Origin of the sequence: Duganella sp. CF517, assembly GCF_900110275.1 — a bacterium.
GTDB lineage: Bacteria > Pseudomonadota > Gammaproteobacteria > Burkholderiales > Burkholderiaceae_D > Rugamonas.
The window spans coordinates 270,875-285,048 of the sequence record NZ_FODC01000007.1 but is presented as its reverse complement, the minus strand read 5'-3'; the positions used below and the strand labels follow the sequence as shown (position 1 = coordinate 285,048).

Annotated in this window: 13 protein-coding genes; 7 read left to right on the top strand and 6 right to left on the bottom strand. The window is 63.7% G+C overall.

Annotated elements, in window-relative coordinates:
• Positions 1–106 precede the first annotated feature (106 nt).
• A complete protein-coding gene (gene moaC, locus BMX85_RS25210) occupies positions 107–613 on the top strand; it encodes a cyclic pyranopterin monophosphate synthase MoaC (RefSeq protein WP_090325343.1) in 507 nt (168 codons plus the stop codon).
• A gap of 203 nt (positions 614–816) precedes the next feature.
• Complete coding sequence (locus BMX85_RS25205; RefSeq protein WP_090325341.1) at positions 817–1,527, top strand: flagellar brake protein; 711 nt, start codon at positions 817–819, stop codon at positions 1,525–1,527.
• Positions 1,528–1,583: 56 nt separating this feature from the next.
• On the opposite strand, the gene BMX85_RS25200 is transcribed toward BMX85_RS25205, so the two are convergent.
• From BMX85_RS25200 to recA, 6 genes are all read right to left on the bottom strand, one after another.
• The gene (locus BMX85_RS25200) at positions 1,584–2,048 is read right to left on the bottom strand and encodes a pilin (RefSeq protein ID WP_304529060.1); all 465 of its coding nucleotides are present in this window, start codon (positions 2,046–2,048) and stop codon (positions 1,584–1,586) included.
• A gap of 190 nt (positions 2,049–2,238) precedes the next feature.
• Positions 2,239–2,814, bottom strand: a complete 576-nt coding sequence (locus BMX85_RS25195) for an FHA domain-containing protein (protein ID WP_090325340.1) — start codon at positions 2,812–2,814, stop codon at positions 2,239–2,241.
• Between the two features lie 70 nt (positions 2,815–2,884).
• Positions 2,885–3,766 (bottom strand): succinate--CoA ligase subunit alpha, encoded by an 882-nt coding sequence (gene sucD, locus BMX85_RS25190; protein WP_019923788.1) that lies wholly within the window; start codon positions 3,764–3,766, stop codon positions 2,885–2,887.
• A gap of 13 nt (positions 3,767–3,779) precedes the next feature.
• Positions 3,780–4,949 carry an ADP-forming succinate--CoA ligase subunit beta gene (sucC, locus tag BMX85_RS25185; protein WP_090325339.1) on the bottom strand — a complete coding sequence of 390 codons (1,170 nt, stop codon included), beginning with the start codon at positions 4,947–4,949 and terminating at the stop codon, positions 3,780–3,782.
• Positions 4,950–5,524: 575 nt separating this feature from the next.
• Positions 5,525–5,989 carry a recombination regulator RecX gene (gene recX / locus BMX85_RS25180; protein WP_090325338.1) on the bottom strand — a complete coding sequence of 155 codons (465 nt, stop codon included), beginning with the start codon at positions 5,987–5,989 and terminating at the stop codon, positions 5,525–5,527.
• A gap of 75 nt (positions 5,990–6,064) precedes the next feature.
• Complete coding sequence (gene recA, locus BMX85_RS25175) at positions 6,065–7,174, bottom strand: recombinase RecA (protein ID WP_090325337.1); 1,110 nt, start codon at positions 7,172–7,174, stop codon at positions 6,065–6,067.
• Positions 7,175–7,347: 173 nt separating this feature from the next.
• On the opposite strand from recA, the gene BMX85_RS25170 reads away from it, so the two are divergent.
• The 5 genes from BMX85_RS25170 to BMX85_RS25150 all read left to right on the top strand — a co-directional run bounded on the left by BMX85_RS25170 (position 7,348) and on the right by BMX85_RS25150 (position 14,095).
• Positions 7,348–8,064 carry a response regulator gene (locus BMX85_RS25170; RefSeq protein ID WP_090325335.1) on the top strand — a complete coding sequence of 239 codons (717 nt, stop codon included), beginning with the start codon at positions 7,348–7,350 and terminating at the stop codon, positions 8,062–8,064.
• A gap of 23 nt (positions 8,065–8,087) precedes the next feature.
• Entirely contained in the window at positions 8,088–9,602 is a 1,515-nt protein-coding gene (locus BMX85_RS25165; RefSeq protein ID WP_373924146.1) for a sensor histidine kinase, read from the top strand.
• Positions 9,595–9,897, top strand: a complete 303-nt coding sequence (locus BMX85_RS25160) for a DUF4212 domain-containing protein (RefSeq protein ID WP_090325331.1) — start codon at positions 9,595–9,597, stop codon at positions 9,895–9,897. The genes BMX85_RS25165 and BMX85_RS25160 overlap by 8 nt, the downstream gene beginning before the upstream one ends.
• Positions 9,894–11,957, top strand: coding sequence for a sodium:solute symporter family protein (locus BMX85_RS25155; protein ID WP_090325329.1), 2,064 nt, complete (start codon positions 9,894–9,896; stop codon positions 11,955–11,957). Before BMX85_RS25160 ends, BMX85_RS25155 begins: the two co-directional genes overlap by 4 nt.
• A 95-nt stretch (positions 11,958–12,052) precedes the next feature.
• Positions 12,053–14,095 carry an alpha/beta hydrolase family protein gene (locus tag BMX85_RS25150; protein WP_090325327.1) on the top strand — a complete coding sequence of 681 codons (2,043 nt, stop codon included), beginning with the start codon at positions 12,053–12,055 and terminating at the stop codon, positions 14,093–14,095.
• Positions 14,096–14,174 lie beyond the last annotated feature (79 nt).

Here is a 14,174-nt window from a genome sequence, read left to right as displayed (position 1 = left end):
ATCGGAGGGAGGGGGGCAACGGTTCGATTTCACGGTGATATGATACCCGCATCTCGGGTGCTCACGCACAGTGCCCGCCACCGAAATATTTTGTTAGCCCTTCATCATGACCGACACCACTTCCGCCCCGCCATCCGACCACCTGACCCACTTCGACGCCTCCGGGCAAGCCCACATGGTCGACGTCGGCGCCAAGCAGGAAACCCACCGCATCGCGGTCGCCAGCGGCACCATCCGCATGAAGCCGGAGACGCTGGCGATCATCACCGGCGGCACGGCAAAAAAAGGCGATGTGCTCGGCATCGCGCGCATCGCCGCGATCATGGCGTCCAAGCGCACCAGCGACTTGATTCCGCTGTGCCATCCGCTGGCGTTGACGCGGGTGACGGTCGATTTGGAGACCGATGTGGCCAATTCGAGCGTTCACTGCAAGGCGCAGGTCGAGACCTTCGGCAAGACAGGCGTGGAAATGGAAGCGCTTACCGCGGTCCAGGTCGGCCTGCTGACTGTGTATGACATGTGCAAGGCGGTCGATCGCGGCATGGTCATGAGCGATATCCGGGTCATGGAAAAGCACGGCGGCAAGTCGGGGGATTGGAGCGCGACCAGCTAGCTGGCAACCAGATTAAGCGATTGGTCTTGCTTGGTTTTATGGTCGAAACACAACGCTTTGCTTGCTTGCTCGCTGTCCATGACAGCCTCGTCGATTGTCGCTTTGTTACTTTTCATTAACCTGTATATAATAAATAGCACGGAAGTAATTTTTTGACAGCCACCTTGCCGTGGCCGCCCACGCGTCTACGAGAAAGAAATTGAATGAGCAGCAACCCTCCCCCGAGCGAAGCCAAGACTCAGGAATACGAATTCGAACAGATGAACCTGCAGGTGGGCGGCAGGATCCAGTTCATCACCCATCGCACCATCAAGCCGATCCAGCACTTTTCGACCATCATCGGTTGGGTCAAGGACGAATACATGATCGTCAAGGTGCCGTTCGAGAACAACGCGCCGATCTCGATCAACGAGGGCGACAAGCTGACCATCCGCGTGTTTTCCGGCGTGAACGTGTGCTCGTTCTCGTGCGTCGTCCAGCGCGTGTTTCCCCGCCCATTCTTCTATGCCCATCTGTCGTTCCCGGTGTCGATTCAGGGAACCAGCCTGCGCGCGGCGATGCGGGTCAAGGTGGATATTCCGGCGCAGGTGACGACGCCGGTCGGCACCACCTCGGTGTTCCTGGTGAACCTGAGCGTGTCGGGCGCGCTGATCGAGTCGGCGAAACGGTTGCCGGAGGATGACGCGCACGTGGCGTTGTCGTTCTATTTGATCGCGCAGCCGGGGAATCGGCAGGTGCGCGTGAATCCGAAGGCGACGATCCGCAATATCAATGTGGTGAAGCCGGCGGCCGGGGACAAGCCGGAAGTGTTTACCTACGGCGTGCAGTTTGTCGATCTGGACCCGGTGCACTACACGATGTTGCAGAATTTGACGTACGAGGCGTTGATCGCGGATCGGCAGAAGATCGTTTGAAGAAGCCGCAGCGAAAAAAAACCGGCGTAGCCGGTTTTTTTTTACCGCTTGCGGAGTTACGGTACGATGTTGTTTTTGGTCAGCGCAGTTTTGGCCGCGTCGTTGGTGGCTGTCGTGCTGACCTTCCAGGTCAAATTCGTCGCGCCGGCCGCAATGGTCGGTTCGTAGACCACATTGCCGGTGACGCCAGTGCCGAGACCCGAGGCCAACACCATGGTGATCGTGCCAGCGGTGACAGTTGCCGAGGCGACTTCCTTGGTCGGGGTAAATGCCGGCACGCCGTTGCTGCCGGTGGTGCAATCCGTCACCACACCGCCGGCTTCTTGCGCGCACAATGCCACCGCGGTTTTCAGCGAGTCCGCCGCCCCTTGAACATTGGCGATTTTGGCTTTGATCGTGTAGTCGCTGTACGCAGGGATCGCGACCGCCGCCAGAATGCCGATGATCGCGACGACGATCATCAGTTCGATCAGGGTGAAGCCGGCCTGGGCTTGTTTCTTCATCATTTTCATGGATTTCATTTTGCGACTCCTGTGGGGTGAAAAAATTGGGTGGTACACCTGTCTTATCGCAAGCGGTGTGCCAGCCTCTTTTTCAGGCAAAACGGGCCGGAACATTTTCATTAGCGCCATTTTAGCCCCCTGCGCTGCCGTTTTTTGTCAGTTCCGACCGCCGCGTTTTGTCAGCCGTGACAATCTGTGACAATTATTGTCAGCCGATGCGGAAGGCCATTCGCGTGCCGCCGAGGTCGATCACGTCGCCATCCGCTAGCCGCCAAACCTGCTCGCCGAGCGCGACGCCGTTGACCAGCGGCGCCTGCGCCCCCTCGCTGTGCGTCAGCGTATAGGCGTCCGGCCGGCGCTCGACCACCACGACCTGCACGCCGGCGCGGCCGAGCGTGGTCTGCGGCTTGGTCAGCGCCATTTGTTTACCAGCATTGTTGCCATTTAAGACTTCGATGTGGGCCAGCAGCGGTTCGGCGGCCATGCTCGGCCGCACGCCGTCGGCCAGAAACTCGACCTGGAACCTGGCCATCTTGATGACATCCTGGTGTTGCAGGAAGTGCTTGCCGATGCGGTGGCCGTTGACGAAGGTGCCGTTGGTGCTGTGCAGGTCTTCCAGGAAGGAGTCGTCGAGGATGGTGACGATGACGGCGTGCTCGCCGCTGACGGCCGGATGCGTCAGCACGATGTCGTTGCGCGGATGGCGCCCGATGGTCATCCGTTCTTTGCCCAGCTGAACCTGCCGTTCCACCAGGCCGTCGCGCGTGACGATGATCTTCGCCAATCCGGTTCTCCAAAAGATAAAGGGGAGCACGAGGCTCCCCTTTATTATTCCACATTCAACCGGGCTGTTATTACAGCATGGCTTTCAGCAGACGCGCCATTTCGGACGGGTTCTTGGTGACAGTGATGCCGCAAGCTTCCATGATTTCCAGTTTGGCTTGCGCGGTGTCGGCGCCGCCGGAGATCAGCGCGCCGGCGTGGCCCATGCGCTTGCCCGGAGGAGCGGTAACACCGGCGATGAAGCCGACCACCGGTTTTTTCATGTTGTCTTTGATCCAGTAAGCCGCGTTGGCTTCGTCCGGACCGCCGATTTCGCCGATCATGATGACCGCGTCGGTATCAGGATCGTCGTTGAACATCTTCATGACGTCGATGTGCTTCAGACCGTTGATCGGGTCGCCGCCGATGCCGACTGCCGACGATTGGCCCAGGCCCAGCGCGGTCAGCTGGCCGACTGCTTCATAGGTCAGGGTGCCCGAACGCGAAACCACGCCGATGCGGCCCTTCTTGTGGATGTGGCCCGGCATGATGCCGATCTTGATTTCGTCGGGGGTGATCAGGCCTGGGCAGTTAGGGCCCAGCAGCAGGGTCTTCGAGCCGGCTTTGGCCATGCGGTCCTTCAGGGCCATCATGTCGCGGACAGGAATGCCTTCGGTGATGCAAATTGCCAGGTCCAGCTCGGCTTCGACGGCTTCCCAAATAGCGGCGGCGGCGCCTGCTGGCGGGACGTAGATGACCGACACGTTGGCGCCGGTTTCTTTTTTCGCTTCAGCGACGTTGGCGAAAATTGGAATGCCTTCGAAGTCTTCGCCGGCTTTCTTCGGGTTCACGCCGGCGACGAAGGCATTTTTGCCGTTCGCGTAGTCGCGGCAGCCGCGGGTGTGGAACTGGCCGGTCTTGCCGGTGATCCCTTGGGTAACGACTTTGGTATCTTTATTGATCAGAATGGACATGTTGATTCCTTAATTAAGCTTGACCGGCAGCGGCTGCTACGACGCTCTTCGCTGCATCTTCCATGGTGTCGGCAGCGATGATAGGCAGACCGGAATCGGCCAGCATCTTCTTGCCCAGGTCTTCGTTGGTGCCCTTCATGCGGACCACCAGCGGCACGTTCAGCGAGACAGCCTTCACCGCGGTGATCACGCCTTCGGCGATCACGTCGCAGCGCATGATGCCGCCGAAGATGTTGACCAGGATGGCTTTCAGGCCCGGGTTTTTCAGCATGATCTTGAATGCTTCGGTGACTTTCTCAGCCGTCGCACCGCCGCCCACGTCCAGGAAGTTGGCCGGCTCGCCGCCGAACAGCTTGATGGTGTCCATGGTGGCCATGGCCAGACCGGCGCCGTTGACCAGGCAGCCGATGTTGCCGTCGAGGGAGATGTAGGCCAGGTCGAATTTCGATGCTTCGACTTCGGCTGGATCTTCTTCGTCCAGATCGCGGTAGGCGACGATTTCCGGTTGACGGAACAGCGCGTTGGCGTCGAAGTTGAACTTGGCGTCCAGCGCGATGACCTTGCCCGAACCGGTCAGTATCAGCGGGTTGATTTCGGCCAGCGACGAATCGGTTTCCCAGTAGGCTTTGTACAGGCCTTGCAGGTTGGCGCGGGCGTCGGCGATCGACTCGGCAGGCACGCCGATTTTGGTCGAGATCGCGTCGGCATCGGCGTCGGTCAGGCCGACGGCCGGATCGATGGCGATCGAGTGCAGCAGTTCAGGGTGGGACTCGGCGACTTCTTCGATGTCCATGCCGCCTTCCGACGAGGCCATCAGCACGACGCGCTGCGAGACGCGGTCGGTGACCAGCGACACGTACAGTTCTTTTTTGATGTCCGCGCCTTCTTCAATCAGCAGGCGGCGTACTTTTTGGCCTTCAGGGCCGGTCTGGTGCGTGACCAGCTGCATGCCGAGGATCTGCTCGGAGAATTCTTTGACTTGTTCCAGCGATTTCGCCACTTTCACGCCGCCGCCTTTACCACGGCCACCGGCGTGGATTTGTGCTTTCACAACCCAGACCGGGCCGCCCAAGGTTTCCGCAGCTTTGACTGCTTCTTCAACGGACATGCACGGAATACCGCGCGGAACCGTCACTCCGTATTTTCGGAGGATTTCTTTGCCTTGATACTCATGGATTTTCATGCTGGCTTCCCTTCTGATGCTGATGTGTATAAATCGGTTGATACTGCGAAATGTGTGATGCTAGATAAGCAGATGTTGCTACGCGCTACCCGGTGCTGCTTTGTCCACCCAGCGCGGGTAAAACCGGCCCGTGCGACGGCGTCGTGACGCAGTGCGGGGCGATGTTTTGGAATTGGGGGGTAAGGCGACGATCAGGGGGGTGCAGCCAGCGCGATGGCCGGAGGTGAAACAGGCGTCAATCTTCCATAGGCAACCGGTATGCGGATATGCTGGGACGACCGTGCGCAACGCACGACAGTGATCAGGTATTGACAGTGACATAAGAATATACCGCTCTCGCGGCATGAGTTAGTTAGCAGCCTTGCGCATTTCTCTTATCGAAAATGCACGTTGCCGTAGCTTCTACGGACAACCACCGCACCCACGGTGCTGCAAAAACCCTAAAAGTGTAGCACACCCCAGCCCGACTTGCGACGTGCCTGATGCCAAGTAATCATAAATGCTGCGGTGCGGGGGGACGATGTCGCGCGCGCGCACCGCTTTGTCGGCGCGGCGGATCGGTGGCGCGCGTACGATCAGTTGCCGTCGAACTCGTCGAGGTCGGCGCCCTTCATCGCCGCTTGCACGGCGCGCTGGGAAAAACCGCGCAGCATCATGAACCGCATCTGCTTGTTGCGCTCCTTGGGGTCGCTGGCGACGACGCCGAATTTACGCTCCCACACCTCGCAGGCGCGCGCGGTTTCGCTATCGGCCAGGCCGGCCTTGAGTTCCTGCAGCGCTTCGCCCTTGACGCCGTGGCTTTGCAGTTCCGCCACGATCCGGCTGTTGCCGAACCGCGCGGACCGGCGGTGGATCAGCGATTCCGAAAACCGCTGCTGCGACAGCCAGTTGTTTTTTTCCAGCAGGTCGAGCAGCGCTTCGATGTCGTCGCCCTCCTCCGCGTACTTGGACAGCTTGCGGCCCAGCTCCAGCCGGCTGTGCTCGCGCATCGATAAAAACCGCAGCGCGCGTCCCTTCAGACTAAGTTGAGGTGCGGCCATAAAACCCTCTGCACAATGAGAAAACCACCGGCCATGGGAATGGCACGGTGGCTGCGGTCAGGACCACGGGCGAATTTACGCCGCGTCGGCCTTGTCGCCCTTGTCCGCCTTGTCGACCGACTTCAGCTTGACGACGCTGTCGGCCTTGTCGGCCGCCAGCGGCGGCAAGGTGCGCACGCCCAGCGATTCGCGGACCTTGTTTTCGATTTCCCACGCCAGCGCCGGACGCTCCTGCAGGAAAATACGGGCGTTGTCCTTGCCCTGGCCGACGCGCTCGCCGTTGTAGCTGTACCACGAACCGGACTTCTCGACGATCTTCGCTTCCACGCCCAGGTCCAGGATCTCGCCTTCGCGCGAGGTGCCGGCGCCGTACAGGATGTCGAAGTGCGCTTCCTTGAACGGTGGCGCGATCTTGTTCTTGACGACCTTGACCTTGGTTTCGTTGCCGATCACCTCGTCACCCGATTTGATCGAGCCGGTGCGGCGGATGTCCAGGCGCACGGAGGCGTAGAACTTCAGCGCGTTGCCGCCGGTGGTCGTTTCCGGCGAACCGAACATGACGCCGATCTTCATCCGGATCTGGTTGATGAAGATGACCAGCGTGTTGGTGCGGTTGATCGAGCCGGTCAGCTTGCGCAGCGCCTGCGACATCAGACGCGCTTGCAGGCCCGGCAGCGAATCGCCCATGTCGCCTTCGATCTCGGCGCGTGGCGTCAGCGCGGCGACGGAGTCGATGACGACCAGGTCGACCGAGCCCGAACGCACCAGCGCGTCGCAGATTTCCAGCGCTTGCTCGCCGGTGTCCGGCTGCGAGATCAGGAGTTCATGCAGGTTGACGCCCAATTTTTGGGCATAGCCGACGTCCAGCGCGTGTTCCGCGTCGATGAACGCGCAGGTGCCGCCCAGTTTTTGCATTTCGGCGATGGTTTGCAGCGTCAGCGTGGTTTTACCGGACGACTCGGGACCGTAGATTTCCACCACGCGGCCGCGCGGCAAGCCGCCGACGCCCAGCGCGATGTCCAGGCCCAGCGAGCCGGTCGACACCACTTGCACGTCCTCGATCGGCGCGTTGGCGTCCATGCGCATGACGGAGCCTTTGCCGAATTGCTTTTCAATCTGTGCCAGCGCGGCGGCCAGCGCCTTGGCTTTTTCAGATGCGGGAATTACAGCTTTTTTGTCGTCCATAATGTGCTTTCAACCAGTGGGTGGTGGGACAATTCGTCGGTTCAGGCAGTACTGTATAAAAAAACAGTGATCAATGCAAGCGGATTTGTATCGAATCGCCCAAATCGTACAAAAACTCGCCACCTTGCGGGAAATGAAACACAATACGATCTTCTGCAGCCGGAGTGCCTTACATGCGTATTTTACTTGCCGAGGATGACAGCGTGCTGGCCGATGGGCTGACGCGTTCGCTGCGCCAGTCCGGCTACGCCATCGATTGCGTGCGCAACGGCCAGGAGGCCGACACCGCCCTGTCGACCCAGGAATTCGACCTGCTGATCCTGGACCTGGGCTTGCCCAAGCTGTCCGGGCTGGAGGTGCTGCGGCGGCTGCGCGCGCGCGCGTCGCTGCTGCCGGTGCTGATCCTGACGGCGGCCGACTCGATCGAGCAGCGGGTCAACGGCCTCGACCTGGGCGCCGACGATTACATGGCCAAGCCGTTCGCGCTGTCCGAGCTGGAGGCGCGGGTGCGCGCGCTCACGCGCCGCGGCGCCGGCGGCGGCGCCACCATCATCAAGCACGGGCCGCTGGCGTACGACCAGGTCGGCCGCAGCGCCTATATCAACGACCAGATGCTGGACCTGTCGGCGCGCGAACTGGGCCTGCTGGAAATCCTGCTGGCGCGCACCGGCCGCCTGGTGTCGAAAGAGCAGCTGGTCGACCACCTGTGCGAATGGGGCGAGGAAGTGAGCAACAACGCCATCGAGGTCTATGTGCACCGGCTGCGCAAGAAGATCGAGGTCGGCGGCGTGCGCATCGCCACCGTGCGCGGGCTCGGCTATTGCCTGGAGAAATATTCCGACGCGGCCCGCGCCAGCGCCAACGCCGACCTCGGCGACGCCGCCAAGTGAACCGCCTGCCCGCGCCCGAGCCCATCGCGGACGCGGAGGCGGACGGCCCGGTCTACCAGCCGCCCGCCGCCGAGGTCGACGAGGGCGTGCAAAATTCGCTGTTCGGCGAAATCCTCGACTGGATGCTGGCGCCGCTGCTGTTGCTGTGGCCGATGAGCATCGCCATCACCTACCTGGTCGCCAAGTCGATCGCCAACCAGCCGTTCGACCACGCGCTGGAGGACAGCGTGACGGTGCTGGCGCAGCAGGTGCGCACGGTCGACGGCAAGATCATCAAGAGCCTGCCCGGCTCGGCGCGCGACATCCTGCGCGCCGACGACGTCGACAATGTGTACTTCCAGATCCACGGCCCGCGCGGCGAACACATCGACGGCGACCGCGACCTGCCGGCGCCAACTATGGACGAGGACGAGCGCTACCGCGCCGGCAGCGTGCGCTTCCGCAACGACAGCATGCACGGCACGCCGGTGCGCGTGGCCTATTCGTATGTGCGGCTGGAACCGGTGGGCGACGACGCGCCGCGGCTGGCGCTGGTGCAGGTGGCCGAAACCCTGGAGAAGCGCGGCCAACTGGCCAACGAGATCATCAAGGGCGTGATCCTGCCGCAGTTCATCATCCTGCCGATCGTGCTGGCGCTGGTGTGGTTCGCGCTGGCGCGCGGCCTGTCGCCGCTGGCGCAACTGCAGGAGCGCATCCGCGCGCGCGGGTCGGACGACCTGAGCCCGATCGAGTCGAGCGACGTGCCGGAGGAAATTTCTCCGCTGGTGCGCTCGCTCAACGAGATGCTGGCGCGGCTGTCGCTGTCGATCGAGATGCAGAAACGCTTCATCGCCGACGCCGCGCACCAGATGCGCACGCCGCTGGCGGGCATGCGCATGCAGTCGGAGCTGGCGCTGCGCCAGACCGACGGCGGCGAGATCCACCGCTCGCTGGAGCAGTTGGCCAAAAGCTCGCAGGCGGCCACGCGGCTGGTGAACCAGCTGCTGGCGCTGGCGCGCGCCGAAAACCAGCCGCAGACCGGCGCGGCGATGCTGCCGCTGGAACTGTCCGAACTGGCGCGCGGCGTGGTGCAGGACTGGGTGCAGGCGTCGTTCGCGCACCGCATCGACCTGGGCTACGAGGCGCCGCCCGAGCCGGTGCAGATCGTCGGCGATCCGACCATGCTGCGCGAACTGCTGTCCAACCTGATCGACAACGCGCTGCGCTACACGCCGGCCGGCGGCAGCGTCACGGTGCGGGTGCGCGGCCAGCACGGCGAACCCGGCTACCTGGAAGTGGAGGACACCGGCCCCGGCATCGCCAAGGCCGAGCGCGAGCGGGTGTTCGAGCGCTTCTACCGCATCCTCGGCCACGCCGCCGAAGGCAGCGGCCTGGGGCTGGCGATCGTGCGCGAGATCGCCCAGCAGCACGGCGCCGAGGTCGATATCTACAGCAATCCCCGTTCGCTGCAACCGAAGCTGCCGGGCTGCCTGTTCCGCGTCGGCTTCCCGCCGCCGCCGGCGCCGGAAGCGGAAAGCGAAGCGCCACACTATGGATGACACCAAAGCCCCGTCCGGCGCGCCGCTGACGCGCAAACAGCATTGGCGCAAGACCCGCGCGATGACCGGCTGGCTGTTGCTGCTGTGGCTGCTCACGGGATTTTGCGTCGCCTTCTTCGCGCGCGAGCTGACCGGCCTGAGCGTGTTCGGCTGGCCGCTGTCGTTCTACCTGGCCGCCCAGGGCGCGTCGCTGGTGTCGCTGGCGATCCTGGCGTTCTACGCCTGGCGCATGCGCCGCCTCGACCTGGCCGCCGCGCCGCGCCAACCCTCCGCCATCAAGGAGCCACCCGTTTGAAAGAACCCGGCACCTTCTTCCGCCGCCTGAGCCGCTACTACCTGCTGTTCACGCTCGGCTTCGTCTTCTTCCTGATCTCGCTGGCGGTGCTGGAACAGGAGGGCATGCCGCGCGTGTGGATCGGCTACCTGTTCATGTTCGCCACCATCGTGCTGTACGCCACGCTCGGCGTGCTCAGCCGCACCTCCAACGTGCTGGAATACTACGTCGCCGGGCGCCGCGTGCCGGCCATGTTCAACGGCATGGCCACCGCCGCCGACTGGATCTCGGCCGCCAGCTTCATCAGCCTGGCCGGCGGCCTGTACCTGCACGGCTTCGACGGCCTGGCCTACATCATGGGCTGGACCGGCGGCTACTGCCTGGTGGCGCTGCTGATCGCGCCCTACCTGCGCAAGTTCAGCCAGTACACCATCCCCGACTTCCTGGCCGTGCGCTACGGCGGCGCCAGCGACGACAGCCGCGGCGGCCGCGCGGTGCGCGTCATCGCCGTGATCGCCACCATCATCGTTTCGTTCACCTACGTGGTGGCGCAAATCTACGCGGTGGGACTGATCGCCTCGCGCTTCACCGGCGTCGACTTCTCGGTCGGCATCTTCCTCGGCCTGGCCAGCATCCTGGTCTGCTCGTTCCTGGGCGGCATGCGCGCGATCACCTGGACCCAGGTGGCGCAATACATCATCATCCTGGTCGCGTTCCTGATGCCGGCCATCTGGCTGTCGGCCAAGCACAGCGACAACCCGATCCCGCAGGTGGCCTACGGCAAGCTGCTGCCGCAACTGAGCGCGCGCGAAGCGGTGCTGCAGGAAGACCCGAAGGAGGCCGAGGTGCGCGCCATCTTCCGCCAGCGCGCCGACGACTACCAGTTGCGCCTCAACACCCTGCCGTCGTCGTGGGAGGCGGGCCGGCTGCAAATGCAGCGCAAGCTCGACGACGTCAAGCTGCGCAACGCCTCGTTGCTGGAGATCCGCAACGCCGAGCGCGCGCTGATCGCCTATCCGAAGGACGCCGACGAGGCGGCCCGCATGTGGTCGGACGCGCGCGCCCAGAACCTGGCCCGCGCCGAGCCGATCACGCCGCACGCCACGCCCTACCCCGGCGATCCGGCCACCTCCGACATCAAGCGCAACAACTTCCTGGCGCTGGTGTTTTGCCTGATGCTGGGCACGGCCGCCTTGCCGCACATCCTGATGCGCTCGTACACCACGCCGTCGGTGCACGAGACGCGCGTGTCGGTGTTCTGGACCCTGTTCTTCATCCTGCTGATCTACCTCACCATCCCGGCGCTGGCGGTGCTGGTCAAGTACGACATCTACAGCGCGCTGGTCGGCAGCGACTTCGCCCACCTGCCCAACTGGGTGTCGTACTGGAGCAATGTGGACAAGGTCAATCCGCTGTTCAGCATCAGCGACATCAACCGCGACGGCGTGGTGCAGCTGGCCGAGATCACCATCGACGCCGACGTGCTGGTGCTGGCCACGCCGGAGATCGCCGGCCTGCCGTACGTCATCTCCGGACTGGTGGCGGCCGGCGGGCTGGCGGCCGCGCTGTCGACCGCCGACGGCCTGCTGCTGGCGATCTCCAACGCGCTGTCGCACGACATCTATTACAAGATCGTCGACCGCACCGCCTCCACGCAAAAGCGCGTGACGATCTCCAAGTTGCTGCTGCTGGGCGTGGCCTTCATCGCCGCCTACGCCGCCTCGACCAAGCCGGGCGACATCATCTCGCTGGTGGGCGCGGCGTTCTCGCTGGCCGGCTCGGCGATGTTCCCGGCGCTGGCGCTGGGCGTGTTCTGGAAGCGCGCCAACTACCAGGGCGCGGTGGCCGGCATGATCGCCGGCTTCTCCGTGTGCCTCTACTACATGCTGCACACCAACCCGATCCTCGGCGGCAGCGCGGCCGGCCAGTGGTTCCACATCGCGCCGATTTCGGCCGGCATCTTCGGCGTGCCGGCGGGCCTGCTGACGATGCTGGCCGTCAGCCTGATGACGCCGGCGCCGGCGCCGGAGACCGCCGCCCTGGTCGACTACATCCGCGCGGCCGAACCCAAGGAGATGTAACGTTACATTTCAAGCATCGCGTCGATGTGGCGGATTTGATAACTTGGTGATACGCTCCCGGCGTCATCCCCATTATCCTACTTTCATAGCGCGCCATGAGACTCCAGCAATTGTTCGTCCGCTCCACCCTGATCGCCCTCGCAGTGCTGAGCTTGTCGCCGCTGGCGGCGGCGGCCGACACGCCGCCGGCCGCCGCCGCGCGCCCGCCGATCGCCGACTTCTTCAGCAATCCCGAGTTCAGCGGCGCGCTGCTCTCGCCCAGCGGCAAATACCTGGCCGTGCGCCTGGGCAAGAAGGACCACCGCGACGCGCTGGCCGTCATCACCTTGAGCGACAACAGCGTCAAAGGCGTGGGCAACTTCAGCGACGCCGACATCGGCACGTTCGACTGGGTCAACGACGAGCGGCTGGTGTTCACCGCCACCGACCGCAGCGTCGGCCAGGGCGATGCGCGCTACGCCCCCGGCCTGTACGCGGTCAACCGCGACGGCAGCAAGTTCGTGCAACTGGCCAGCCGCGCCGGCAAACCGTTCATCACCAGTGGCGGCGCCACCGCCATCCGCAGCCGCGAGCTGCTGCCGTGGAATACCTATTTGCTGGGCCAGCAGGACCGCCAGGATTCGGAATTCGTCTACGTGGTCAAGCCCGCCATCCAACCGACCCGGCAAATCGACTATGTCGAGCTGCAGCGCCTCAACACGCTCACCGGCCGCTACACCTCGGTCAAGCGTCCGGGCGACAGCATGCACTGGCAGCTGGACCTGAACGGCGAGCCGCGCTTGACGACCACGATCGAGAACGGCGTCAGCACGATCTACCACCGCGACCCGGCCAAGGACCCCGAGTGGCACAAGCTCGTCAGCTTCAGCACCTTCACCGGCGGCAAGGGCGCGTTCACGCCGCTCACCTTCGGCCCGGACGGCACGCTGTATGTGACCAGCAGCGCCGGCCACGACAAGTCGGCCGTCTACACCTTCGATTTCGCCACCAACAAAATCGCCGACAAGCCGCTGATCGTGCTCGACGGCTACGATTTCAGCGGCAATCTGATCTTCGGCAACAACAAACTGCTGGGCGTGCGGCGCCTCACCGACGCCTGGGACACGACCTGGCTCGACGCCGGCATGAAAGCGATGCAGGCCAGGATCGACGAGATGCTGCCCAACACCATCAACCTGCTGACCCTGCCGACCAAACCGGAGTCGCCGTGGGTGCTGGTGGAGGCGTACTCGGACCTGTTCCCGTCGCGCACCATGCTCTACAACGGCGACACCAAAAAGCTGACCCTGGTCGGCGGCCGTTTTCCGCAAATCGATCCGGCGCGGATGGCGCAGCAATCGCTGGTCCACTACAAGGCGCGTGACGGCCTGGTGATTCCGGCGTGGCTGACGATGCCGCGCGGCGCCGCCAAGAACCTGCCGCTGGTGGTGCTGGTCCATGGCGGCCCCTACGTGCGCGGCGGCAGCTGGGGCTGGGACGCCGACGCCCAGTTCCTGGCCTCGCGCGGCTACGCGGTGCTGGAGCCGGAATACCGCGGCAGCACCGGCTTCGGCAAAACGCTGTTCCGCGCCGGCTGGAAGCAATGGGGCTTGAAGATGCAGGACGACATCGCCGACGGCGCCCGCTGGGCGATCGCCCAGGGCACCGCCGACGCCAAGCGCGTCTGTATCGCCGGCGCCAGCTACGGCGGCTACGCCACCCTGATGGGCCTGGTCAACGATCCCGACCTGTACAAATGCGGCATCGACTGGGCCGGCGTGACCGACATCAACCTGCTGTACGACGGCCAGTGGAACTTCAGCTCCGACATGCAGGACGCGTGGAAGCAATACGGCATGCCGGCGCTGGTCGGCGACCAGGTCAAGGACGCCGAGCAATTGAAGGCCACCTCGCCGCTGCTGCAGGCGGCGCGCATCAAGCAGCCTCTGCTGTTGGCCTACGGCGGCGCCGACCTGCGCGTGCCGCTGCCGCACGGCACCCGCTTCTATAAGGCCGTCAAGCAGGGCAATCCCGACGTCGAATGGATCGAGTACGAGGAAGAAGGCCACGGCTGGGCGCTGCCGAAAAACCGCATCGACTTCTGGGGCCGGGTGGAAAAATTCCTGGACCAGCATATCGGCCCGGGCGCCACGCCGTAGGCGGCCAACAACAGCGCCAAGGGGAAATGTGGCGGATTTGATAACGCGGTGGTATCGTGCGGGACCTCCACCATTTCCC